21 protein-coding genes are annotated in these 24,735 nt (G+C 63.5%); 15 read left to right on the top strand and 6 right to left on the bottom strand.

The window, feature by feature from the left end; translation table 11 throughout:
• The first annotated feature begins 343 nt into the window (after nt 1-343).
• The 3 genes from QKW60_RS03780 (at nt 344) to QKW60_RS03770 (ending at nt 3,059) form a co-directional block, all read left to right on the top strand.
• On the top strand, nt 344-706 hold the full coding sequence (locus QKW60_RS03780; RefSeq protein ID WP_282366551.1) for a helix-turn-helix domain-containing protein: 363 nt from the start codon (nt 344-346) through the stop codon (nt 704-706).
• 61 nt (nt 707-767) lie between these two features.
• Nucleotides 768-1,568, top strand: coding sequence for a histidinol-phosphatase (hisN, locus tag QKW60_RS03775; protein ID WP_282366549.1), 801 nt, complete (start codon nt 768-770; stop codon nt 1,566-1,568).
• Nucleotides 1,569-1,721: 153 nt separating this feature from the next.
• Nucleotides 1,722-3,059 carry an 8-oxoguanine deaminase gene (locus QKW60_RS03770; RefSeq protein WP_282366548.1) on the top strand — a complete coding sequence of 446 codons (1,338 nt, stop codon included), beginning with the start codon at nt 1,722-1,724 and terminating at the stop codon, nt 3,057-3,059.
• 80 nt (nt 3,060-3,139) lie between these two features.
• Here QKW60_RS03770 and guaD read toward each other — a convergent pair whose 3' ends face one another.
• Complete coding sequence (gene guaD / locus QKW60_RS03765; protein ID WP_282366546.1) at nt 3,140-4,420, bottom strand: guanine deaminase; 1,281 nt, start codon at nt 4,418-4,420, stop codon at nt 3,140-3,142.
• Nucleotides 4,421-4,550: 130 nt separating this feature from the next.
• Here guaD and mgtE point away from each other — a divergent pair, with 130 nt between their 5' ends.
• Nucleotides 4,551-5,933, top strand: coding sequence for a magnesium transporter (mgtE, locus tag QKW60_RS03760; RefSeq protein ID WP_282366545.1), 1,383 nt, complete (start codon nt 4,551-4,553; stop codon nt 5,931-5,933).
• Nucleotides 5,930-6,484: a 5-formyltetrahydrofolate cyclo-ligase gene (locus tag QKW60_RS03755; protein WP_282366543.1), complete on the top strand. Its 555-nt coding sequence runs from the start codon at nt 5,930-5,932 to the stop codon at nt 6,482-6,484. The genes mgtE and QKW60_RS03755 overlap by 4 nt, the downstream gene beginning before the upstream one ends.
• Nucleotides 6,485-6,489: 5 nt before the next feature.
• Here the strand turns inward: QKW60_RS03755 and QKW60_RS03750 are convergent, their stop codons facing one another.
• Nucleotides 6,490-7,101: a LysE family translocator gene (locus QKW60_RS03750; protein WP_282366870.1), complete on the bottom strand. Its 612-nt coding sequence runs from the start codon at nt 7,099-7,101 to the stop codon at nt 6,490-6,492.
• Nucleotides 7,102-7,212: 111 nt separating this feature from the next.
• On the opposite strand from QKW60_RS03750, the gene QKW60_RS03745 reads away from it, so the two are divergent.
• From QKW60_RS03745 to QKW60_RS03730, 4 genes are all read left to right on the top strand, one after another.
• Entirely contained in the window at nt 7,213-8,025 is an 813-nt protein-coding gene (locus QKW60_RS03745; protein ID WP_282366542.1) for a TIGR00282 family metallophosphoesterase, read from the top strand.
• Nucleotides 8,025-8,975: a DMT family transporter gene (locus QKW60_RS03740; protein ID WP_282366540.1), complete on the top strand. Its 951-nt coding sequence runs from the start codon at nt 8,025-8,027 to the stop codon at nt 8,973-8,975. Before QKW60_RS03745 ends, QKW60_RS03740 begins: the two co-directional genes overlap by 1 nt.
• Nucleotides 8,976-10,754 (top strand): SLC13 family permease, encoded by a 1,779-nt coding sequence (locus QKW60_RS03735; RefSeq protein ID WP_282366539.1) that lies wholly within the window; start codon nt 8,976-8,978, stop codon nt 10,752-10,754.
• A 102-nt stretch (nt 10,755-10,856) separates the two neighbouring features.
• Nucleotides 10,857-12,632, top strand: coding sequence for an SLC13 family permease (locus QKW60_RS03730; RefSeq protein ID WP_282366537.1), 1,776 nt, complete (start codon nt 10,857-10,859; stop codon nt 12,630-12,632).
• A gap of 15 nt (nt 12,633-12,647) precedes the next feature.
• On the opposite strand, the gene QKW60_RS03725 is transcribed toward QKW60_RS03730, so the two are convergent.
• Nucleotides 12,648-14,417, bottom strand: a complete 1,770-nt coding sequence (locus QKW60_RS03725; protein WP_282366535.1) for an SLC13 family permease — start codon at nt 14,415-14,417, stop codon at nt 12,648-12,650.
• Nucleotides 14,418-14,547: 130 nt separating this feature from the next.
• Here QKW60_RS03725 and QKW60_RS03720 point away from each other — a divergent pair, with 130 nt between their 5' ends.
• Nucleotides 14,548-15,291, top strand: coding sequence for a YebC/PmpR family DNA-binding transcriptional regulator (locus tag QKW60_RS03720; RefSeq protein WP_282366533.1), 744 nt, complete (start codon nt 14,548-14,550; stop codon nt 15,289-15,291).
• A gap of 99 nt (nt 15,292-15,390) precedes the next feature.
• Here the strand turns inward: QKW60_RS03720 and QKW60_RS03715 are convergent, their stop codons facing one another.
• On the bottom strand, nt 15,391-16,275 hold the full coding sequence (locus tag QKW60_RS03715; RefSeq protein ID WP_282366531.1) for a LysR family transcriptional regulator ArgP: 885 nt from the start codon (nt 16,273-16,275) through the stop codon (nt 15,391-15,393).
• Between the two features lie 81 nt (nt 16,276-16,356).
• Here QKW60_RS03715 and QKW60_RS03710 point away from each other — a divergent pair, with 81 nt between their 5' ends.
• Nucleotides 16,357-16,959 (top strand): LysE/ArgO family amino acid transporter, encoded by a 603-nt coding sequence (locus QKW60_RS03710; protein WP_282366530.1) that lies wholly within the window; start codon nt 16,357-16,359, stop codon nt 16,957-16,959.
• Between the two features lie 38 nt (nt 16,960-16,997).
• Entirely contained in the window at nt 16,998-17,903 is a 906-nt protein-coding gene (locus tag QKW60_RS03705; RefSeq protein WP_282366528.1) for a DMT family transporter, read from the top strand.
• A gap of 124 nt (nt 17,904-18,027) precedes the next feature.
• On the opposite strand, the gene truA is transcribed toward QKW60_RS03705, so the two are convergent.
• Nucleotides 18,028-18,795 (bottom strand): tRNA pseudouridine(38-40) synthase TruA, encoded by a 768-nt coding sequence (gene truA / locus QKW60_RS03700; protein WP_282366526.1) that lies wholly within the window; start codon nt 18,793-18,795, stop codon nt 18,028-18,030.
• 94 nt (nt 18,796-18,889) lie between these two features.
• Here truA and QKW60_RS03695 point away from each other — a divergent pair, with 94 nt between their 5' ends.
• The 3 genes from QKW60_RS03695 (at nt 18,890) to QKW60_RS03685 (ending at nt 24,225) form a co-directional block, all read left to right on the top strand.
• On the top strand, nt 18,890-20,302 hold the full coding sequence (locus tag QKW60_RS03695; protein WP_282366524.1) for a YcjX family GTP-binding protein: 1,413 nt from the start codon (nt 18,890-18,892) through the stop codon (nt 20,300-20,302).
• Between the two features lie 28 nt (nt 20,303-20,330).
• Nucleotides 20,331-21,356 (top strand): YcjF family protein, encoded by a 1,026-nt coding sequence (locus tag QKW60_RS03690; RefSeq protein ID WP_282366522.1) that lies wholly within the window; start codon nt 20,331-20,333, stop codon nt 21,354-21,356.
• Nucleotides 21,357-21,432: 76 nt separating this feature from the next.
• On the top strand, nt 21,433-24,225 hold the full coding sequence (locus QKW60_RS03685) for a DUF2339 domain-containing protein (protein ID WP_282366520.1): 2,793 nt from the start codon (nt 21,433-21,435) through the stop codon (nt 24,223-24,225).
• On the opposite strand, the gene QKW60_RS03680 is transcribed toward QKW60_RS03685, so the two are convergent.
• Entirely contained in the window at nt 24,222-24,662 is a 441-nt protein-coding gene (locus QKW60_RS03680) for a MarR family winged helix-turn-helix transcriptional regulator (protein ID WP_282366518.1), read from the bottom strand. The two genes, QKW60_RS03685 and QKW60_RS03680, sit on opposite strands and share 4 nt — an antisense overlap.
• Nucleotides 24,663-24,735 lie beyond the last annotated feature (73 nt).

Genomic DNA, 24,735 nt, shown 5'->3' with positions numbered 1-24,735 from the left:
CCGTTCCGGTAGTCGTGCTGCGGTGTGGTTGCGCATGGGAACCTTAACCGGGGTGGTCAAATGATTCTATAGGGTTACGCTACGTCACTGATTGCGAATTGGTAAATGTAAGCACGCAAACAGTCGCAAATTGCATTGCAAATTGAAAAATAACCTCCGGGAGAGCCGGATTTTGAACGAATACGTTCAGATTGAGTGTCGGGTCATGTCTAAAAAGACAGGTCGAGTACATCCTTAAGATGAGTTATTCCTTATGGTGCAGTTTTTTGCTGAGGGCGTCAGTGAACGGTGAATGTAGCAAGAAAATTGCTGGTTAAGTGGTGACGGAATATTGGAGAATACAATGAAACACCCCGTTGATGTGCATGTCGGCAAGCGCGTCCGGCACCGGCGCTGGATGGTGGGCATGACCCAGCAGCAGCTTGCGGACAAGGTGGGCATCAAGTTCCAACAGATTCAGAAATACGAAACCGGCATGAACCGGATCTCTGCCTCGCGGCTCTGGGACATTTCCGATGCACTTGGCGTGCCGATCAGCTTCTTCTTCGAAGGGCTCGACTCGCGTACCAACCTGGTCGAAGAGATCGATGGCGACATTCTCGCGGACAAGGAAGCGCTGATGCTTGTGCGCTCCTACTACGCGATCCCCGAGGCTCAGCGCCGCCGGTTATTCGACCTTGCAAAGGTTCTGTCCGACGTCGCCTGACGCGGCTTGACCCGAAGGGCTTTTGGGGGCTACCGCTGGCGCGAACCAGCCGAGGTCCCCGATGCGCCCGATTTCCGAGACCGAACGTGCCGCGCTGATCGCGACTGCCCATGCTCTGGCTGATGCCGCGCGCGCGGCGACGCTGGAGCATTTTCGTTCTGACGGTCTGTCGGCCATCACCAAAGTGGACACGCATTTCGATCCGGTAACAGTTGCCGACCGAGCTGCTGAGGAACGGATGCGTGCGATCCTTGCCGAGCTCAGGCCGAATGACGGTATCCTTGGTGAGGAATACGGGGCAAGCACCGGGACTTCGGGGCTTACCTGGGTACTCGACCCGATTGATGGCACGCGGGGTTATCTGTCGGGCACGCCGACATGGGGTGTGCTGATCTCGGTTGGTGACGAAAACGGCCCGCTCTTCGGCATTATCGACCAGCCCTATATCGGGGAACGCTTTGCGGGCGGGTTCGGGCAGGCTGGTCTTTCCGGGCCACATGGGCCCCGGGCTTTGAAGACGCGCCCGTCGCGATCACTGAGCGAGGCGATCCTCTTCACCACTTTCCCCGAGGTCGGAACAGAGGATGAGCGCACGGCTTTCCACCGGTTGTCGGGCGATGTCCGGCTGACCCGCTACGGAATGGATTGTTACGCCTATGCACTGATCGCCACCGGGCAGGTCGATCTGGTCGTCGAGGCGGGATTGCAACCCTACGACATTCAGGCGCCCATCGCTGTCATCGAGGCAGCGGGTGGAATCGTCACCGACTGGACCGGTGGACCGGCCCATCAGGGTGGCAGGGTGCTTGCCGCCGCAAATGGTGAAATCCACAGACTGGCATTGGAACGGCTTAACCGCTGAGGCAATTTTCCCGAAAATCTTGAAAGCGTTTCTCGCCCGGCGCTCTGGCGGGGGTAATCCTGCCGGTCTATGATCCGGATCGCCGGAGCGAGTCCTTCCCCCTTCTGTCGTCCGGCCGTTCCCGCATCGCCGAAGGGGTGGCAAGGGGAACACATGTCTGAAATCCTGATCCGTAATGCCGATTCCGTGGTGACGATGAATGCCACGCGAGCCGAGCTTGCCGGGGGCGACGTCCTGATCCGGGGCGGCGTCGTCGCAGAAGTGGGGCAGGAGCTGGCCACCACCGGAGAGGTGATCGAGGCGCGTGGCTGTGTCGTGACGCCGGGCCTCGTGAACACCCATCACCACCTTTACCAGACCCTCACCCGCGCCGTGCCGGGCGGGCAGGACGCGCTTCTCTTTGGCTGGCTGAAGACGCTCTACCCGATCTGGTCGCGCTTCGGACCGGAGGAGATGCGGGTTTCGGCGCTTGTTGGAGTCGCCGAACTGGCGCTGTCAGGCTGCACGCTGACATCGGACCATCTTTATCTCTACCCGAACGGATCCCGGTTGGAAGATACGATCGATGCCGCGCGCGAGATCGGACTTAGGTTCCATCCGACACGCGGCGCGATGAGCATCGGCGAAAGCGCGGGCGGGTTGCCACCCGACAGTCTCGTCGAGGATGAGGCGGCGATTCTGAAGGATATGGAGCGGGTGGTGGACGCGTTCCACGACCCCGCCGAGGGCTCGATGGTCCGCGTCGGTCTCGCTCCCTGTTCGCCCTTCTCGGTCAGCCGCGACCTGATGCGCGAGGCTGCGCTGCTGGCGCGCGACAAGGGGGTAATGCTGCACACCCACCTGGCCGAGAATGACGAGGATATCGCCTATTCTCTGGAAAAGTTCGGCTGCCGTCCGGGGCAATATGCCGAGGATCTGGGCTGGACCGGCGCGGATGTCTGGCACGCCCATTGCGTGAAACTTGACCGGCATGAGATCGGTCTCTTTGCCCGGTCCCGCACCGGGGTAGCGCATTGCCCCTGTTCGAACTGCCGACTTGGTTCCGGCATTGCGCCGGTGAGGTCCATGCGCGATGCCGGCGTCAAGGTGGGGTTGGGCGTCGATGGCTCGGCGTCGAACGATGCGGGCAATCTGGTAGCCGAGGCGCGGCAGTCGATGCTTCTGCAACGGGTGGCGAATGGCGCCGACGCGATGTCGGCGCGCGAGGCGCTGGAAATCGCGACGCTTGGCGGCGCGCAGGTGCTGGGGCGGACGGATTGCGGGTCGCTGGAACCCGGCAAACGCGCCGATATCGCGATCTGGGACATGTCGGGGATCGAAGCGGCAGGCAGTTGGGATCCGGTCGCGGCGCTTCTACTTTGCGGACCAACGCGGGTGCGTGATCTTTTTGTCGAGGGGCGGCAGGTCGTGCGCGACGGCCATATCGCGACGCTTGATCTTCCGCGCGTTATCGAGACCCAGAACCGTCTCGCGCGGCGGCTGATGGTGTGAGGGGGCTTCCTGCCCCCTCTTGCCGCTCGCGCGGCAATTCACCCCCGGGAGTATTTGCCGACAGAAAGTGATTGTGCCGGTCAGAGCGGGCGGCCGTTCACCCAGACCGCCCTCACCGCGCGGTCATCGCCCATCATGATCGTCGGGAAGAGTGCCTCCCAGATATCGCCTGCGCGCGCCGCGCGCTGAGCGATCGCGGGGGTAGAGGCGAGGTCGATGACTGTGATGTCGGCCTCCATCCCCACTGCAATATTGCCGATCCGGTCGTCTGCGCGCAGCGACCGCGCCGCGCCCTGCGTGGCCAGCCACCAGAGTTCCGAGGGATGCAGCGGGCGGCCGCGCAGTTGTGCTACCTCATAGGCGGCGGCCATGGTGCGGAGCATGGAGAAGGACGACCCGCCGCCGGTATCCGTGGCCAGCCCGATCCGGTGGCCCGAAGCCGACAGCCCGTCCATGTCGAAAAGTCCCGAGCCGATGAAGGTGTTCGAGGTCGGGCAATGAATGAGGCTCGCATCGACCTCGCGCAGCCGGTCGATTTCGCGCGGCTCCAGATAGATCGCGTGGCCGAAAAGCGCGCCGGGGCCCAAGAGGCCATGCGTCTCGTAGGTGTCGAGGTAGTCGCGCGCAGAGGGAAAAAGCGATTTGACCCAGGCGACTTCATCGGTCTGTTCCGAGAGATGCGTCTGCATGAGGCAGCTGGGGTGCTCCGCCCAAAGCGCGCCCATCGCCGCCAGTTGTTCGGGCGTCGAGGTCGGCGAAAAACGTGGGGTCACGACATAGGAGAGCCGGTCGACCCCGTGCCATTTCTGCAAAAGCCGCTTGCTGTCATCGTAGGCGGTTTGCGCGGTATCGGTCAGCCCGTCGGGCGCGTTCCGGTCCATGCAGGTCTTGCCCGCATAGGCGCGCAGGCCGCGCCTCTGTGCTTCGCCAAAGAAGGCATCGACGCTTTCAGGGTGGATCGTGCAATAGGAGCAGACGGTTGTGGTGCCGTTCGAAAGTGTCAGGTCGAAGTAGCGCGCGGCGATCTCTGCGGCATAGGCCGGATCGGCGAATTTCATCTCTTCGGGGAAGGTGTAACTCTGCAGCCAGTCGATCAGCCTCTTGCCCCAACTCGCGATCATCGCGGTCTGGGGATAGTGAACATGGGCATCGATGAAGCCGGCCGAGATCAGCGCATCGCCGTAATCCGTGACCCGCGCCCGTGGGTGGGCACGGTGCAGATCTTCAGCCTCGCCAACAGCGATGATTTTTCCTCCCGCGACCAGAACCCCGCCGCGCGTCCTGTGATGTGCCGCGCCCAAGCCCTCGGTCATCGGGTTACCCCCGAAGCTCAGCACCTGTCCGATCAGGAGGTCCGCCATCTTTCCCGCCTTCGCATTTCCGTTGCGCGCACAGTCTAAGCATTTGGCGGGCGCGGGGGAATCCGCCCTTTGCCCCTGTTTCTTTGAAACTCCTTCCGATAATGTCGCGGTAATCACGCAAGGGGGCAGCATGGCGGAAATCGAGGAAGAGGTCGTCGAACGGGACGAGGACGACTATTCCCTCGATCCCGAGATCGTCGATGCGATCCTCGAAGCCGTCGAGACCGGCGATGCGGCGAGCATCGACGAGTTGATGGAACCCCTTCACGCGGCCGATATCGCCGACCTTTTTGAACAGATCGGATCGACCGACCGGGCGGCGCTGATCGGTCTCTGGTCGCGTGGCATTGACGGCGAGATCCTGTCGGAACTCGACGAATCCATCCGTGAAGAGGTGATCGAGCTTCTGCCGCACGAGGTCCTGACCGAGGCGGTGCGGGAACTCGACTCCGACGATGTCGTCGACCTGATCGAAGACCTTGAGGAGCCGCAGCAGGAACGAATCCTCGGCGCGCTGGAGGACAGTGACCGGGCCGCGGTCGAACAGTCACTGACCTATCCGGAATACTCCGCCGGTCGTCTGATGCAGCGCGAGGTAGTGACGGCGCCAGATGACTGGACGGTCGGGCAGGCGATTGATTTCCTGAGAAATGCCAAGGAATTGCCGGATCAGTTCTACCATATGATCCTGATCGATCCGCGCTGGCATCCGACGGGCTATGTGACGCTTGGCAAGCTTTTGTCCTCCAAGCGCGCGGTGCAGCTGACCGATATCACCGAGGACAGCTTCCGCACCATCGACGTTATGGAGGAGGAAGGCGACGTCGCCTATGCCTTCAACCAATACCACCTGATCTCGGCCCCGGTCGTGGATGCCGATGACCGGCTGGTCGGCGTCATCACAATCGACGACGCGATGGCCGTGCTTGATGAGGAACATGAGGAAGACATCCTGCGACTGGCTGGTGTGGGCGAAGGGTCCTTGTCCGACAGCGTGGTCGAGACGACGAAGCAGCGGCTGCCCTGGCTTGCCGTGAACCTCGTGACCGCCATTCTCGCCTCCATCGTCATCGCGCAGTTTGAAGGGGTGATCGCGCAAATCGTGGCGCTTGCCGTCCTCATGCCCATCGTCGCTTCGATGGGTGGCAATGCCGGGACGCAGGCCCTGACGGTTGCGGTGCGCGCCATAGCCACCCGCGACCTCACGGGGTCCAACGTCTGGCGGGTTGTCCGGCGCGAGGCGGCAGTGGGTTTGGTCAATGGCGTCATCTTCGCAATCGTCATGGGCGCGGTCGGCTGGATCTGGTTTGGATCGGCGATGATCGGCGTGGTGCTGGCTGCCGCAATGGTGGTCAATCTGGTCGTTGCCGGGCTGGCGGGCATTCTTGTTCCCGTGGCACTGGAAAAGGCAGGTGTGGACCCTGCGCTGGCCTCGGGCGCTTTCGTGACGACGGTGACCGATGTCGTGGGGTTCTTCGCCTTCCTCGGACTGGCGGCGATGGTGCTTTTGTGACGTTGACGGAAATCAAGAGGAACGCGCGGGCAGAGGCTTTCGCCCGGCGCAAAGTGGCTTTTGCGGCACGGTCGGCAGCGGATTGCGACCGGCTGAAAGCGGTGCTGGCTGACCACGCGGGTAAGGTCCTGGCGGGTTACATGCCGATGCGGACCGAGATCGACTGCCTGCCAGCTATGAAAGCCCATGACGGGCCGGTGGGCGTGCCGGTGATCCTCGCCGCCGCGACTCCGCTGAAGTTCCGTAGCTGGACCGCGGACGCGGCGATGATCGCGGGGGAATTCGGCGCACGCATCCCCGAAAACGGGGAGTGGGTGGAGCCGGACGTTCTCATCGTGCCGCTCCTTTCCTTTGACCGGCGCGGCTACCGGCTGGGCTACGGCGGTGGATTTTATGACCGGACGCTTGAGGGGCTCAGATCGCGAAAGCCGGTGATCGCCATCGGCTTTGCCTTCTCTGCGCAGGAAGTGGACGAGGTTCCGATCGAGGCGACCGACCAGCCGCTCGATCTGATCGTCACCGAAGCTGGTGTGTTCGCCCCCGGTCGGTGACGTTCCTAGCCACCAATTCGACCTGTCAGAAACCACAACCCTACGCCGATCAGCATGACACCGAAAACGGTGTTCATTTGACGTGTGGCCTTTGGGACCCGCAGCAGCGCGCCCAGTCGAGCGCCAGCGATCGAATAGAGGCTGAACGCAAGAAAATTGTTCAGCGTAAACAGCGTCGTAATCGCCAAAACGTGTTTCGCGTCACCCTGTGTGCCGTCGAGAAATTGCGAAAACATCAATCCGATGATCACAAAGGCTTTTGGATTGAAGAGCAGCAGCACCGCTCCCGTACCAACTCCGGCTGGGCGTGGCTCGGGCGTGTCAGCGGTCAGGCCGGACCGAAGAAAACCGACGGCCAGCCAGAGGATGTAAACTGCCCCGGCCAACTGGATCGCGGTGCCGAGCCGGGCGTCCTTGGCAAGTAGACCCGCGAAGCCAAAACCGATTGCAGCGGTAACGAACCATGTTGCGATATGATACCCGGCACTCGGCGCGAGCGTTCTTTGAAAGCCGAACCGCGCGCCGGTTGCCGCGAAGAACAGATTTCCCGGCCCCGGGCTGTAGGCGAGAGGGAAAAGGAAGGCCGCCAAGGCAATCGCCTGCGAAATGTCCATCATCAACTCCGACGATATTTTCCGGAATTTTGTCCGATCCGGCGCGTGGCGCGACCCGCTTCCTGCGCAATCGCGGCCCTTGCCCTTATGCGCGCCGCGCCTTACGCAGGGCGCATGAAACTGCTTTTTCTTGGCGATGTTGTGGGGCGGACAGGTCGCGCGGGGATCACCCAGCACCTGCCAGGTCTGCGTTCGGATTGGGGCCTCGATTTTGTCGTGGTCAACGGCGAAAACGCGACTTCGGGCGCGGGACTTTCGGCCGCCCATGCCAAGGCACTGCTGGAGGCGGGGGCGGATTGCGTCACGCTGGGCGATCATGCCTTCGACCAGAAGGATATGCTTAGTTTCATTGAGACCGAACCGCGTGTCCTGCGGCCGCTGAACTATGCCAAAACCGCCCCGGGCAAGGGTGCGCGAGTCTTTGAGGCGACGAATGGGCGTAAAGTGCTGGTCGCGCAGGTGCTGGGTCAGGTCTTCATGAAACGGCCTTTTGCCGACCCGTTTTCGGCCATCGAGACGGTTCTAAAGACTCATCCCCTTGGCGGGGCGGTGCAGGCCTCCATAGTGGAAATCCACTGCGAGGCGACGAGCGAGAAGATGGGCATGGGGCATTGGTGCGACGGGCGCGCGAGCCTTGTCGTTGGCGCCCACACCCACATTCCAACGGCGGATGCGCAGATACTGCCGGGCGGAACGGCGTTCCAGTCCGATGCGGGTATGTGCGGCGACTACAACTCTGTCATTGGTATGGAAAAGCTGGAACCGATGCGCCGCTTCGTGACCGGTATGCAGAAAGAACGCTTCACCCCCGCGAACGGTGAGGCAACGCTTTGCGGCACTTATGTGGAAACCGATGACCGCACCGGCAAGGCGACCAGGGTGCGGATGGTCCGCATCGGCGGGCGTCTGGAAGAGGCGCGGCCCTAATGCAGGCCCGCTGGCTTTTTGCCGCGCTCTTCGTGATTGGAACAAGCTGGGGCCTGACGACGCCGCTTGCCAAATTCATCATCCTTGGCGGTTATCGCCATTTCGGCATCATCTTCTGGCAACTTGTCATCGCCTGCCTGATGCTTGGCGGCTGGCTGATGGTTCGTGGTCGGGCGCTGCCCTTCCACCGCGCGGCCCTCATCCGTTATGCCTTCATTGCCGTCATGGGGACGATCCTGCCCAATGCCGCCTTCTTCTACGCACAGGAAGGCCTGCCGGCCGGCCTGGTCGCGGTCTTCATCGCGCTCGTGCCGATGTTCGCGCTGCCGCTGGCGCTGGTCCTTGGGCTGGAACGGCCGGAGCCCGTCCGTTTCCTCGGCATCCTCGCCGGTCTCGCCGGTATCCTGATGATCGTCGTGCCCGACGCAAGCCTGCCGGACACCGCGGCTCTGGTCTTCGTACCCGTGGCCTTGGCTTGCGCGTTCTTTTACGCCTTCGAGGCGACGGGGCTAGGAAAACTTGGCACTGCAGGGCTTGGCCCGGTCGAACTGCTTACGGGGGCTTCGCTGTTAGGGCTGATTCCGGCGCTGATCCTGGCGCTTCTGACCGATAGCTGGATCACCCCCGCGTTACCGCTCAGCCGCGCCGATGGCGCTCTGATTGCCACGGCGGCGATCCATGCGGTAGCCTATGCCGGATATGTCTGGGTCGTGGGGCAGGGTGGGGCGATCTTTGCTGCGCAGGTGAGTTACCTTGTGACCGGGACAGGTGTGCTCTGGTCGATGCTCATCCTCGGCGAACGCTATTCGCTCTGGGTCTGGGGCGCGCTTAGCGTCGTTTTCCTTGGCCTCTTTCTGGTTCAGCCCCGACCCGCGCGGCGAGACCAAACCGTCCTTGCCCTTCCAATGGGCGAGGGTAATATCGCGCTGAGTGACATGCAGGACCATTGAATGATCCACCTTCCACTCTCGCCGGACGGCGAGGCCATCCTGACACTGACGATCGTGTTGGGGATGTTTGTGATGTTCGTGACCGAACGTTATTCTGTGGAGGTCGTTGCGATTGCGGGCGCGGCCTTGTGCCTCGTTTTCGGCCTTTTGCCATATGATGTGGGGATGCAGGCGCTGACCAATCCGGCGCCATGGACGATCACCGCAATGTTTCTGATCATGGGCGCGCTCGTCCGAACCGGCGTTCTGGAATGGCTGACCAATACCGCCGAGGCCAATGCCGATCATCGCCCGACTGTGACATTGGTGATCCTCTTCGGTTTCGTTGCCTTGGCATCTGCATTTCTCAACAACACACCTGTTGTAGTGGTGATGATCCCGGTCATGGTCTCTATCGCTGCACGGATGAAGATAGCGGCCTCTAAGCTCTTAATACCGCTTAGTTACGCGGCAATCCTCGGGGGCACTTTGACTCTTATCGGAACATCGACCAACCTGTTGGTCGACGGCGTGGCGCGCAGCAGTGGACTGAAGCCGTTCACGATCTTTGAGATAACGTCTCTGGGCGCGATACAGGTGTTCGTCGGAATGATCTACATCGCCACCGTCGGCCGGTATCTGCTGCCCGAACGGCAGTCGATGGCGAGCATGCTGAGCGACCGGCGCAAGCTGAAGTTCTTCACCGAGGTCGCGGTGCCGGAGGGTTCGAAACTTGTCGGCCAGAACGTGCTGGAGGTCGATCTATTCAAACGGTCCGGGGTGCGCGTGATCGACGTCCTGCGCGGCGATGCCTCGCTCCGCCGGGATCTTGCGCCGGTAGAGCTTCAGGAAGGCGACCGCGTCGTTCTCAGAACCGAGATGGCCGAACTGCTCGGCCTGCAGGAAAACCGGGACATCCGGCTGGTCGACAAACTGTCATCGGTGCGGACCGAGACGGTTGAGGTGCTGATCTCGCCCGGTTGCCGGATGATCGGGCGGAGCCTTGGCGAATTGCGGTTGCGGCGACGCTATGGGGTCTATCCGCTGGCCGTTCATCGCCGGAACCAGAATATCGGCCGCCAGCTTGACGACCTTGTCGTCGTTGTTGGGGATACGCTGCTTCTGGAAGGGGCACCTGAGGACATCCAGCGGCTTGCCGCCGATATGGACCTCGTTGATGTCGCCAAGCCTGCCGTCAAGGCTTACCGCCGGTCCAAGGCGCCGGTCGCTTTTGCAGTACTGGCCGGTATCGTGATCCTGTCGGGCCTGGGCGTCGCGCCGATCCTGCCCCTGTCCGTCGCCGGTGTCGCAATCGTGCTGCTGGCGCGGTGCATCGACGCGGACGAGGCGTTTTCTTTCATCGAGGGCCGACTTCTTGCCCTCATTTTCGCGATGCTCGCGGTTGGGGCGGCGCTGGATCAGACCGGTGCGGCGCGCCTGCTTGTCGGCTGGATCAGCCCTGCGCTTACCGATCTGCCGCCGCAGTTGGTGGTCTTCGCGGTCTATCTGTTGGCGATGCTGCTGACCGAGATCGTATCGAACAATGCTGTCGGCGTGATCTTCACCCCGGTCGCAATTGAGCTTGGACACAGACTTGGCATGGACCCGCGCGGGCTGGTCGTGGCGGTGATGTTCGCGGCCTCCGCCGCCTTTTCCACCCCCATCGGATACCAGACCAACATGCTCGTTTACGGGCCGGGCGGCTATCGTTTCACCGACTATCTCAAAGTTGGTATTCCTCTGAACATCCTGCTTGCACTGACGGCGAGTTTCATGATCCCGATCTTTTGGCCACTATGAAACAACACATTCGCATGGTTCGCCGCTGATTGTCCTAATTGCTTGTGGCCGGGCGGAAACCCGTTAAGGGTTGAACCCTAGGACATGCGGAGGCGAGGCTGGATGGACTTCTTTGCGGTGTCGCAGAACGGTGATGCACTCCTGACATTGGCGGTCGTCGTGGTCATGTTCGCGCTTTTCGTCCGCGAAAGCTATCCACCGGAAGTCACCGCCATCGGCGGTGCGGCTGCGCTGCTCGCGCTCGGTGTTCTGCCCTATGATGAGGCGCTGCACGTCCTGTCGAACCCGGCGCCATGGACGATCGCGGCAATGTTCATCGTGATGGGCGCCCTGGTCAGGACGGGTGCGCTGGAATGGTTCACGCGGCTTGCAGAATCGCAGGCCGATACCAATCCGCGTCTGGCAATTGCCGGGCTGATGGTTCTGGTCATCTTCGCCTCGGCATTCGTCAACAACACGCCGGTCGTCGTCGTAATGATTCCGGTCTTTGTGCAACTGGCGAACAAGCTGGGCATGTCGGCCAGCAAGCTTTTGATTCCGTTGTCATATACCGCCATTCTTGGGGGTACGATGACGCTGATCGGGACATCCACCAACCTGTTGGTCGATGGTGTCGCCCGCGCCAGCGGTCTTGAACCCTTCACGATTTTCGAATTGACGCCGCTTGCGGTGTTTCTGGTGGCCTGGGGCATGTTCTATCTGTGGATCTTTGGGCAGCGCCTGCTGCCGGAACGGTCGAGCATGTCGTCGATGCTTGGCGACCGTAAAAAGATGAAGTTTTTCACAGAGGTAGCACTGCCACCCGAAAGCAATCTGATCGGGCGCCATGTGCAGGAGGTCGAACTGTTCAAGCGGCCGGGCGTGCGTTTGATCGACGTGTTGCGCGGCGATGCCTCGCTCCGCCGCGATCTCGCCTCGGTAGAGCTGCAGGCAGGTGACAGGGCGGTTCTCAGAACCGAGATGGCCGAACTGCTCGGCCTTCAGGACAACAAGGAAATCCGTCTCGTCGACAAGCTGAGTTCGGTTCAGACCGAGACAGTTGAAGTGCTCATTTCGCCTGGATGCCGGATGATCGGGCGGAGCCTTGGCGAATTGCGGTTGCGGCGACGCTATGGGGTCTATCCGCTGGCCGTGCATCGCCGGAACCAGAATATCGGCCGCCAGCTAGACGATCTGGTCGTGGTCGTCGGCGATACGCTGCTGCTGGAAGGGGCGCCCGAGGATATCCAGCGGCTGGCCGCCGATATGGACATGATCGACGTGTCGAAACCTTCCGAGCGCGCGTTCCGCCGCTCACAGGCACCCATTGCCGTCGCGGCTCTGACCGCGGTCGTGTTGCTGGCGGCATTCGACGTCGCGCCGATCCTACTCCTGGCGGTCCTTGCAATGGCAGCAGTGTTCCTGAGCCGCTGCATTGACGCCGACGAGGCGTTTTCCTTCATCGACGGACGCCTTCTGGCGCTGATCTTCGCCATGCTTGCTGTGGCAACCGCACTTGAAACCTCGGGGGCGATAAATCTTCTGGTCGACAGCATCGCGCCACAGCTTTCAGGGCTTCCGCCGTTTCTGATCGTCTGGGCGATCTATCTTCTCACCTCGGTTCTGTCGGAGCTGATCAACCATGCGGTCGCGGTCGTGATCACGCCCGTGGCGATCGGCCTCGCGCTGTCGATTGGAGTTGATCCCCGCCCGTTGGTGGTTGCCGTCATGGTGGCGGCCAGCGCGACTTTTGCCACGCCGATCAGCTACCAGACAAACATGATGGTCTATGGGCCCGGTGGCTATAAATTCACCGATTTCCTGCGTGTGGGTATACCGCTCAACCTCAGCTGCGGTCTGCTCGCCTCGGCGCTGATCCCGCTGATTTGGCCCTTGTAATCAGAAAACGGCACTTCAGAGCGGCCAGACCAGAAGGATCATCGGCAGCCCGACCGCTATGACGAGGATTTCCAGCGGCAGGCCCATGCGCCAGTAGTCGCCGAATTCGTAGCCGCCGGGACCAAGGATCAGCATGTTATTCTTATGCCCAATGGGCGTGAGGAACGCCGAAGAAGCCGCAACCGCCACCGCCATCAGAAAGGGATCGGGAGAGGCTCCGAGCGCGCCCGCCATGGCAATGCCGACCGGCGCGGCGACGATGGCGGTCGCGGTGTTGTTCAGCACATCAGACAGCGTCATCGTCACGACCATCAGCACCAGAAGTGCGACCCAGGCTGGTGCACCTGCGGTCAGTCCAACGATAGCCCCCGCGATCAGTTCCGTACCGCCCGAACTTTCCAACGCTGCGCCAAGCGGGATCATCGAGCCCAGCAACACAATCACCGGCCATTCGATATGGTCGTAGATCTCCGGCAATGGCAGCACTCCGGCGGCTACATAACCGATCGCCACCGCCCCCAAAGCCACTGGCAGGTCGATCAGTCCGAAACTCGCCGCTAGAACGGCCGCCGCGAAGATCGCGATGGCAATCGCGCCATGTGTCTCTTTGGTAACCGTCAGCCCGCGTTCGGCCAATGGCAGGCAGCCGAGCCAGTCGACGACATCATCGGCGGTGTCCGAGGGCGCGAGCAGCAGGAGGATGTCGCCCGCGCGGATCTTCGCTTTGCCGAGCGGCCCCTTCACCTTGTGACCGCGCCGCGAGATACCCATCAGCGCGGTGCGGTGGCGCCAGATCAGGCCGACGCCCTCGACCGTCTTGCCGCGGATACGGGAATCGGCGGACACGACCGCCTCGACCATCGCATAGCCTGCCTTTTCCGCCTCCAGATAGTGCTTGCGGCGATGGTCGGCGAAATCCAGCCCGAGGGCCGCGCGAAATTCGTCAAGCGGCTCGGCCCCGGCCTCCACGAGGATTACATCGCCCGCCTTCAGTTCCGTATCACGTGCCGCGCCATAGCGGCGCTTGTCGCCGCGTATCAGCGCCATGACTGCGACCCCGGCCTTGTCGCCCTCGTCGTAAAGCGTGCCCATGGCCTGGCCCGCCAGTTTCGTATCCTCGGGCAGGGTCAGTTCGGCGATATAGGCCGCCGTCTCACGTGCGCCATTGCTGTCCCCGCGATGTGGAATGAGTCGCCAGCCGACAAGGGCCACGAAGGCAAGACCGGCGAGCGCCACCACCCCGCCGACGGGTGCGAAATCGAACATCGCGAAACTCTCGCCCAGCGAATCCTCTCGGATCGTGGCGATGATGATATTGGGTGGCGTGCCGATCAGGGTCACCATACCGCCGAGGATGGTGGCGAAGGACAGCGGCATCAGCGACAGGCCCGGACTGCGCCCGGCCTTGCGGGCGCTCGCCACATCCACGGGCATCAGCAGCGCCAGCGCCGCGACGTTATTCATGAACGCTGAGAACACCCCGCCGACCGCTCCCATGATTGTAATATGCGCACCAAGTCCACGGCCAGCGTCGATGAAGGTGCGGGTGATGAGCATCACCACCCCCGCCCTTGTCAGCCCGGCCGAAACGACAAGCACCAAGGCCACCACAAGCGTTGCGGGATGGCCGAAGCCTTCGAAAGCGGTCTTGGCGGGAACGACGCCAAGGACGACGGCGGAGATCAGCGCGGTGAAGGCCACAAGGTCATAGCGCCAGCGCCCCCAGATCAGCGCCGCGAAGACAAGCCCGAAGAGCGAGAAGAGAATGATCTGGTCCTGCGTCATGTCGGGGCCTGCCTTTCACCGCACAGTGAAACGGTGCAGCGCCGGCAATGCAAGCACCCGGCCGGGCTTGCGGGCGGGGGCAGGGCTGACATATAGAGGCGCGAAAACGGAAATACCGACGGAGAAGGTCATGGCGGGCCATTCAAAATGGGCCAACATCCAGCACCGCAAGGGGCGGCAGGATGCGGCGCGTTCGAAACTGTTCTCGAAGCTGGCGAAGGAAATCACCGTCGCCGCTAAGATGGGTGATCCCGATCCCGAAAAGAACCCGCGTCTGCGCCTTGCGGTGAAGGCGGCCAAGGCGGTTTCCTGCCCCAAGGACGTGATCGACCGCGCGATCAAGAAGTCGCTCGGGGGTGATGCCGAGGACTATACCGAAATCCGGTATGAGGGTTACGGGCCGAACGGCATCGCGATCATTGTCGAGGCGATGACCGACAACCTCAACCGCACCGCGTCGAACGTGCGATCAACCTTCTCCAAGTTCGGCGGCAATCTTGGCACGACCGGCTCGGTCAGCTTCATGTTCGACCGGGTGGGTGAGATCATGTATCCGGTCACGGTCGGAGATGCTGACACGGTGATGATGGCCGCGATCGAGGCCGGTGCGGATGATGTGGAATCCGACGAGGACGGTCACTGGATCTACTGCGCCGATACCGAACTGTCGGCGGTGTCGGATGCACTCGAAGCCGCGCTCGGCGAAAGCGAGGAAGCCAAGCTGATCTGGAAGCCGCAGAACCGCACCGACGTTGATCTGGAAACCGCGCAAAAACTGATGCGCCTGATCGACACGCTGGAGGACGACGACGACGTCCAGACGGTTACGGCGAACTTCGACATCCCCGAGGATGTCGCGGCGCAGCTGGCCTGATCCGGTGGAGACGCCTTCGGCGTCGCTGTTTATCTTGCGGGCCGCCACAAGGGGCGGTCCGTTTTGCCTCCAGCGGAAGCATTTTCGGCAAGATGAAGTTTAAGGCGCGGGGAGGAGGCTGGTTTTTGCGGCCTTGCGGATCGCGGATGTGAGCGGAGTCAGCGCGCGGGTGGTCAGGCGGTTCACCTGCCAGTAAAGGGATGTGTCGAGCGGATTGTCAGGGGCGAGCGCTACAAGATGGCCTTGGGCGATGTCGTCGCGCACGAGTGGTTCGGGGTTCATGCCCCAACCGAGGCCGAGCTGGGCACCTTCGACAACCCCCTGACTTGAGGCGAGGTGGTGGCTGGGTAAAGTGACGCGTTTCCCGGTGATGGCCGTGGCCCAGTCGCGTTGCAGACGGTCCTTGCGATTGAAGGTCATCGCCGGGGCGCGGGCAAGGCTGTCCGCAGTGATTCCGTCCGGGAACCAGCGTGCGACGAAGTCCGGGCTGGCAGTGGCGATGTAGCGCAGCGCGCCGAGCGGATGGCAATCGCAGCCCGTAACCGGGGCGGCATGGGCGGTGACGGCCGCCTGCACCTCGCCGCGTCTGAGCAGGTCGGCGGAATGGTCCTGATCGTCGATGACGAGGTCAAAGAGCAGATCCGGTGCCGCAGTCAGCGCGGGCAGGACCCAGGTCGCGAGGCTGTCGGCATTAACCGCGATCCGCACCACGGGCCGATCCACCGCCAGTCCAGCACCAAGATCAGCCATCAGCCCCTGTTCCAGAAGCAGCATATCCTCGGCATGGCGGGCGAGGCGCAGACCCGCCTCGGTCGCTCGTGCAGGTTGTTCACGGAGGATAAGAGCAGTGCCGAGACGGTCCTCTAATGCCTTCAGCCGTTGCGAGATCGCCGAGGGGGTAACACCGAGACGCGCGGCGGCAGCCTCGAACGAACCGGCGTCGAGGATCGCGGAGAGGGTTCGAAGCTGGGCCGGATCAATCATTAGACAATCTTAATTCACGCAATGATCTTTAATTTGATTAAGCCGAACCGGCCCGCTACGCAAGTCGCGAAAGGAAACGTCATGCTTGCTGCCGGGCTATCGGGCTTTCAACTCTCCCTCGGGCTGATCCTTGCCATCGGGGCGCAGAATGCCTTCGTGCTGCGGCAGGGGCTGAAGCGCGAACATGTGCTGATCTCGGTGCTGTTCTGTGCGCTGTCCGATGCGATCCTGATCAGCGCAGGCGTTGCAGGCTTCGCGATGGCCAGTGCCGCTGCCCCATGGCTGGGCGAGGTGCTGCGCTGGGGCGGGGTGGCGTTTCTCACGGCCTATGCCTTGCGTGCCGCATGGGCGGCGATCCGGGGCGGCGAGGCCTTGCAACCCCGGGCAGCGGGAACGGCGGCAGTGCTGCGGGTCGTCCTGACGCTTGCGGCGATCACCTGGCTCAACCCGCATGTCTATCTCGATACGGTGGTGCTGATCGGTTCGGTCGCGGCGCAATATCCCGGGCGCGAGGCAGCCTTCGGGGCGGGGGCGGTGCTGGCCTCTTTCACCTTCTTTTTCTCGCTTGGCTATGGTGCGCGGCTTCTGGCGCCGGTCTTTGCCAGGCCTGCCGCATGGCGGGTGCTGGACGGGATCGTCGCACTGATCATGGCGGGTATTGCGATCCGGCTCTCTCTCTTCTGACCTTGCCTCCGCCGATCGGATCGGGTCATGTCACGGCCATGACCGCGCCTGATCAAAGCCGTCCCATTGTCGGCATCCTCTGGATGCTGGTCACAGGGCTATGCTTTGTTGTCGTCACCGGGGTCGTGCGCCATCTCGGCACGGGCTTGCCCGCGGCGCAGTCGGCCTTCATCCGCTTTCTATACGGGATCGTCTTCCTCGCGCCGACGCTGCTTCCGGCTTTGAAGCGGGGGATATCGCCGCAGGTCTGGAAACTCGCCCTGGGCCGGGGCGTGCTGCATGTGATGGCGGTGATCCTGTGGTTCTTCGCCATGGCCCGCATTCCGGTCGCCGAGGTCACGGCCATCGGCTATCTCAACCCGATCGTGGTGACGGTCGGTGCGGCGCTGTTTTTGGGCGAGCGGTTGGCGTTCCGGCGTTTGGCGGCCATTGCCATCGCGCTCGTCGGGGCCATCATTATCCTCAGACCGGGATTTCGAGAGGTGATGCCGGGCCACCTTGGTCAGCTAGGGGCCGCGATCTGTTTTGGCCTCTCCTACCTCATTGCCAAGCGCATGTCGGTGCTGGTCGCACCCGGCGCGATCATCGCGCTTCTGTCGTTGATGGTCACCATCGGTCTGGCACCGCTCGCCTTGGCTGTATGGGTGCCGCCGACATTGGAGCAGGTGGGCTGGCTTGGTGTAGTGGCGGCATTCGCGACAATCGGCCACTACACGATGGCCCGGGCCTTTGTGGCAGCACCTCTGACGGTGACGCAGCCGGTAACATTCCTGCAACTGGTCTGGGCGACGCTTCTGGGTTGGCTGGTCTTCGACGAGGCAGTGGATCCGCTGGTTCTGGTCGGGGGCGGCATAATTATCGCCGCGATCAGCTACATGACCTGGCGCGAGGCGCAGATTAAGCGGCGGGTGGTAACGCCACCACCGGTTGCGGTTAAGCTTTAGAACGCCGTTCTTCGCATAAACACGGTTGCATCCGGTCTACGCCAAGAATGTGATCGGCTGAACGCTGGTGGGACTGAGCCGAGATGTTGGCATTCCAGCGCAATTCACGCTGCACATCCACCGATCAGACGAAGGGAGAATGAGGATATTCAACACCCGTTAGATAGAGGCCTTCAGGAGGGCAAACCGGCCCACATGCGGCCCGGTCTTTCGCTTCCAGCGCGGCGCGGACCGTGTCGGGTTTCCATGATCCTGCGCCGACCCTCTCCAGCGTGCCGACGATGGAGCGGACCTGATTGTGCAGAAAACTCCGTGCCCGCAGCACAAAGCGGTATTCGGTGCCATGGTCGATCTCGTGTTCCGTGATCGTGATCTCGTCCAGTGTTTTTACCGGGTTTTGCGCCTGACACATGGTCGACCGGAACGTCGTGAAATCATGCTGGCCGACCAGATGGGCCGCACCCGCCCGCATCGCATCCGCGTCCAGGGTGCCAAGCACCCGCCACGCGAGCCCGGCGTCATGCGTCAGCGGCGCGCGGCGTGAGATAAGCCGGAACAGATAGCGCCGTTCGATGGCGGAAAATCGGGCATGGAACTCGTCATCCACCCGTGCAGCCTTCAGAATCGCAACCGGTGCGGGCTTCAGGTGCCAGTTCAGCGCCTCCGACAGCCGGAACGGGTCCCAGTCCTTGGAGAGGTCGCAATGTGCGACCTGCCCAGTCGCATGCACCCCGGCATCCGTCCGCCCCGCCGCCGCGATCCCCGGCGCATCGGCTTCGAGCTTGCGCAGGGCGGTTTCCACCGCCTCCTGTACCGAAAGCTGGCCGGATTGCCTCTGCCAGCCCGCAAACGGGCCGCCGTGATATTCGATTTTCAGCGCGTAGCGGGGCATGGCTTTCCCTAGCGGCCAAGCATCACCTTGGCAATCGCCCCTACACAGTCCGTGCGCGGGTGCTTATCTTTTAGCCAAAGGCAAGGGGCAGAGATTGGGTATCACTGACATCGCGGATGATCTGTTGCGCGGTCTGGGCGGCATTGGCAGCGGCATGGCCGCGCCGTTTTCCGACCCGGTGATCCGGCTTGGTGTCACCGGCCTTTCGCGTGCGGGCAAGACCGTTTTTATCACCTCGCTTGTCGCCAATCTCATGGATCGGGGTCGGATGCCGGGGTTGAGGGCCGAGGCAGAGGGGCGCATCCTGTCCGCCTTCCTTCAGCCGCAACCTGACGACACCGTACCGCGCTTCGACTATGAGGCGCATCTGGCGGCGCTGACCGGTCCCGAACCGCGCTGGCCCGAAAGCACCCGCGCCGTCAGCGAGTTGCGCCTCTCGTTCCGGCTGCGTGAGGCGGGCATGTTCGGCACTTTCCGGGGCCCAAGGACATTACATTTGGATATCGTCGATTACCCCGGCGAGTGGCTTCTGGACCTCGCGCTGATGGACCGCGACTATGCGGACTGGGCGACGGAGGTGCTGGAAAGGATCGCCACAAGGGCCGAGGCGGCGGGGTTCATGACCGCAGTGAAGGATGTGGATGGAACGGCGCCGCTCGACGAACCGCAGGCGAAGTCCTTGGCCGACCAGTTCGCCGCCTATCTTACCGCTGCCCGCGCGGCGGGTTATTCCGACTGCACGCCGGGCCGGTTCCTTTTGCCGGGCGAACTGGCCGGATCGCCCGTCCTGACCTTCGCGCCGATCCCGAAGCCCGCCGCCACCCCGCGCGGGTCGCTCTGGCGCGAGATGGAACGGCGGTTCGAGGCCTACAAGGCCAAGGTCGTGAAACCCTACTTCCGCGATCATTTCGCCAAGATCGACCGGCAGGTCGTGCTGGTCGATGCATTGGGCGCGATCCATGCCGGCCCCCGCGCGGTTGAGGATATGCGCCGCGCGATGGCGGCCATTCTCGATGCGTTCCGGCCGGGGCGGGTTGGTTGGCTGACCGGACTTCTGGGCATGCGCCGCGTGGAACGCATCCTCTTTGCCGCGACCAAGGCCGACCATCTGCATCATTCGCAGCACACGCGCCTGACCCAGATCATCGCCGCGCTGATGCGCGAGGCGAAGGACCGGGCCGATTTTGCCGGGGCCGAAACGGCGGCGATGTCCATCGCCGCGCTCCGCGCCACGGTCGAAGAGACGGTGCGCCACAATGGCGACACGCTCGACTGCGTGCGCGGGCGGCTGATCACGGGCCAGGAGGCCGCGTTCTATCCCGGTGAACTGCCCGACACGCCGGGGCAGCTTCTGGCCACCGCGCGGGAAGGTGCGACTGCGTGGCTTGATGCCGATTATGAGATCATGAGCTTCGCGCCCGCGCGGCTCAGCCTCAAACCCGGCGAGGGGCCGCCGCACATCCGGCTCGACCGGGCGGCCGAGTTCCTGATCGGGGACCGGATGTGAGGGTGCAGATGAAACGGAGACCCCGGCAATGACGAAACCGAAAAAGCCGGTCCTGATCGAGATGGACGCACCGGTGGCCGAGGGGCCCGACCGTGCAGCGCCGGTGCCCGATGTCATCCCAGCGCCGGGCGAGGGGCGGGCAATGCAGGCGGTGATCGGGTTCGGCGCGCGCCCGCGATCACGGCTCGGCCGCTTCTTCTGGGCGACGGCGACCGCCCTTATCGGCTTCATCATTTCGGTTGCGGCCTGGCGCTTTGTTGTGGGGCTTCTGGCGGCGAACCCGGTGCTGGGCTGGACGGCGGCACTGCTCGTCGGTCTCTTCGTCTTTGCGGCGCTGCTCATCGCCCTGCGCGAATGGGTGTCCTATGCGCAGCTGGCCCGCCTTGACCGGGTCCATGCGGCGGCGGTCAGGGCGGCGGGATCGGGGGATATGACAGCGGCTGGCCGCGTCGTCGACAACCTCGCATCGCTCTATGCGGCGCGCGAGGAAACCGCCTGGGGGCGGTCGCGGCTGGCCGAACGGCGCGGCGATGTCTTTGACGCCGATGCACTTCTGGCGCTTGCCGAGGCGGAACTCATGGCGCCCCTCGACCGCGCCGCGCGGGCCGAGATCGAAGGCGCGGCACGGCAGGTTGCAACCGTCACCGCCATCGTGCCGCTGGCCTTGGCCGATGTCGCGGCGGCGCTCATTGCCAATCTGCGCATGATCCGGCGGATTGCCGAGATCTATGGCGGTCGGGCGGGTGCGTTCGGAAGCTGGCGGCTTTTGCGCACCGTCCTGACCCATCTTGTCGCCACCGGGGCCGTTGCTGTGGGCGACGATCTGATCCAGTCCGTCGCTGGCGGCGGCCTTCTATCGAAACTTTCGCGCCGTTTCGGTGAGGGGGTCATCAACGGCGCACTCACGGCCCGCGTGGGCGTCGCCGCGATCGAGGTCTGCCGCCCCTTGCCCTTTACGGCCCTCCCCAAGCCACGCGTTACAAATCTGGTCAGCCGTGGCCTCGCCGGTCTCTTCGGTGCTGCAAAAGCAGACGATACCGACGGGAAATCCTGACTGGCCCCGCGCCGTTCCTGCGCTATGAATAGGCTGAAGGCCCCGGCAGACGGGCAGGACAGAGAGGGAGTAACGGATGTACGGGCTTGAGACTCTGGCCGTGATCGCTGGCTTGATCGTCATCGCAACGCCGATTGCGGTGATCGTTCTTCTGGTATGGGTCTCTAACCTCAAGGCCAAGGTCGCGCGGCTGGAAAGCGATCTGGCGTCGCACGGCAGTACGTTGCGGCGACTGGCCAGTGGCGCGAGCGCAGAGCCGAAGCCGGCGGAGCCCCCGGCGCGCAAAGCACCGCCGGTTGAGGAACTCCCCACCCCCGTGGCGCCCGTCTCCGAAGCCGTTTCGGAAAGCCCGGTCCGGGTCGAGGGCGATGTTCCAGACAGTCCGGAATCGGCCATGCCAGCAGGCGGTCCGTGGTCCGACCCCGCCCGCCCCGTCGCCCCGCACCCGCCTGCCGGTCCAAGCCGCACATCGGTTCTGGGTGAATGGCTGGTGCAGAACTGGGTCTACGCAGTTTCGGCCGTCTCGCTGGCGCTCGCGGGGATATTCTTTGTCCAGTACGGGATCGAGAAGGGGCTTCTGCCGCCACCGGTGCGGGTGATGGCGGCAATCCTCTTCGGCCTTGCCCTGATCGCGGCGGGCGAATGGGTCCGCCGCCGCTGGGGCGACGGTGAAAACGAGTTCACGGCCTATCTGCCCTCGACGCTTTCCGGCGCGGGGCTGGTGTCGATCTTCGGCGGCATCATCGCCGGGCGGCAGCTCTATGACCTGATCGGGCCCGAAGCAGCGCTGGCGGGGCTCGTGGCGACGGCCATTCTCGCCATCGTGCTTGGCTGGTTCTATGGGCCGTTCCTGGCTGCGGTCGGCCTGATCGGCGCGGCTGCCGCCCCGTTTCTCGTCGGCGGCGAAAGCGACGCGCCCTACTGGCTTTACGCCTATTATGCGGTCATCGCGGCCTCCGGCCTCTTCATCGACACCGTGCGGCGCTGGGCCTGGGTATCAGTCCTGGCGCTGGTTCTTGGCTATGCCGGTGCAGGGATGGTGCTGGCCGGAACCGGTGGGGCGGGATGGTTCGCCTTCACGCTCGTCGGCCTTGCCGCCTTCGCGATCTGCATCCCCGCACGGGGGATCATGCCGGACCATCAGGGGTCGATGCTCGTAACGGCGCTCCGCTCCCGCAAGGCGGAAAGGCCGATCTTTCCGGTCCTGCTGGCCGCCGGGGCGGTTGCGGCCTCTTCGGTAGGGCTTCTTTATCTTCCGGCAGACAATGCCGCAGAAAGCACGGTGGCCTTTCTCTGTTTGGCTGCTTTGACGCTCCTTCTGACCCTCTGGGCAGGCAAGGACGCACCCGCGCTTTCGGATCTGACCGTCCTGCCCGCAGCCGCATTCCTGTTGCGGCTGGGATTCGAGGGGATGGACCGCTGGCCACTGGCGCGCGACTTCGCAGCAAAGGCGATCGATCTCCGCGAACCCGAAACCGCCGGACCGATGACCGCGGCGCTGCTGTTGGCGCTCGCCACCGCGATGTCGCTGATGGCGGCCTTCACCAGTTCCGGGGCGGGGCGGCTGAAGCCCTTCTGGGCGGCGGGAGCGGCGCTGGTCGCGCCCCTGACCGCATTGGTGCTGGAGCTTTTCTGGAACCCCTCTGCCGTGATCGGGGCCTATGGCTGGGCGCTGCATGTGATCGGTCTGGCCGCGCTGATGGTCGGGCTGGCCGCGATGTTCGCGCGTCAGGACGGCGGTGACATGCGGCGCGCGGCCTATGCGACGCTGTCGGCCCTCTCCTTGATCGCGCTCGCGCTTTTCCTCCTGACCACCAAGGGCGCCCTGACGCTGGCACTCGCGGCGCTGGTGATCGTTGCGGCGGGGCTCGACCGCCGCTTCCGCCTGCCCGAAATGGGCTGGTTCATTCAAGCGGGGGTCCTCGTGATCTCGTGGCGGCTGGTGGTCGACCCGGGCCTGATCTGGGCGGTCGAGGATGCGGCTTTGTGGGAGGTCATCGCCTCCTATGGTGGTGCAGCAGCAGCGATGGCGGCGGGGCTCTGGCTGATCGCCGGGCTGGAGCGCCGCGCCGCACGGGTGTTCCTCGAAAGCGCAGGGGCGGCCTATGCCGCGCTTTTCGTCAACGTGCTGATCACGCGGCAACTGGTCGACAGCGGGGGCGACTGGGTCGCCGCGCACTGGGCGCTGACGCTCAACGCACTGCCATGGCTGATCCTGATGCTGGCGCAGTTCTACCGGCTGCAACTGGGCGGCGTCCTACGCTGGCTGCGCTGGGCCATCGCGGTCGTGGCGGGTCTCATCGGCTTTGGCGGGCTGCTGGCGGCCGTGCTGCCCGCCAATCCCGTCGTCGGTCTGATCGGCGGCAAGGAAGAACTGGTCTACGGCCCGCTCGTCATCGATACGCTGTTCGTCGCCTATGCGCTGCCAGGCTTGTTGCTGCTGGTGGCTCTCACCCGGCTTGCCCACCTGCATAAGGTCCTGCGCTGGGGGCTGACCGCCATCGGGTCGGCGCTTCTGGCACTTTACGCGGTGTTGGAAATCCGGCGCTTCTGGCGCGGTGATGACCTGTCGTTGCCGGGTGTCACGCAGCCCGAGCTTTACAGCTACACGATCGCGATGATGGCGGTGGGTGCCGCCCTTCTCTATCAGGCCATCGCAAGGCGGTCGCAAACCCTGCGCCGGATCGCGATGGGCGTGATCGCCCTGACCATCGCCAAGGTCTTCCTGATCGACATTTCCGGGCTGTCCGGCCTGACCCGGGTCTTTTCCTTCCTCGCGCTCGGCCTGTCGCTGATCGGTCTTGCGGTGCTGAACCGTTGGGCGGCCGCACAGCAGGGGGACCGGCGAAAGAAAGACGGCGACACTTAGACGAGACGCGCCAGCATGTCGGCGAGGCGGCGCGCGTCGTCCCCGGTTAGCCGCGTGCCAATGGCCTGTTCCATCGCCGCCGCATAGACCGGCCACATCGCCTTGCGTGCAGCCGCGCCCGCTTCGGTCAAGGCCAGGATCTGGCCGCGGCCATCCTCGGGGCAGGGGGTGCGGGTGATCAGCCCCGCCTCTGCAATCCGGCCAATGAGGCGCGACAACCCGTATTGCGGCAAAAGCAACCGTTCCTGCAATGCGAACTGCCTGAGCCCGTCAGGCGCCGCCTTCTCGATCTCCCACAGCGCGTCATACCAGTCGAGCGGCGGCAGACCTGCCGCCTTCAGCGTGGCTTCGATCTCAGCCTGAACGCGGGTGGAGGCCCGGACCAGCCGGGTCCAGACCGTTTCGGCATGTGGATTCGGGGCAGATTTGCTGTGCATGGTTGAACATATATGCATCTGCATGCGGATTGAAAGGGTGCGGTTACAATCTACATAAATGCATATGCATCTA

This window comes from Albidovulum aestuarii, from assembly GCF_029961185.1.
In the GTDB taxonomy this organism is placed as follows: Bacteria; Pseudomonadota; Alphaproteobacteria; order Rhodobacterales; family Rhodobacteraceae; genus Albidovulum; species Albidovulum aestuarii.
The sequence above is the reverse complement of the archived record's forward strand: the minus strand, read 5'-3'. Positions and strand labels throughout refer to the sequence as shown.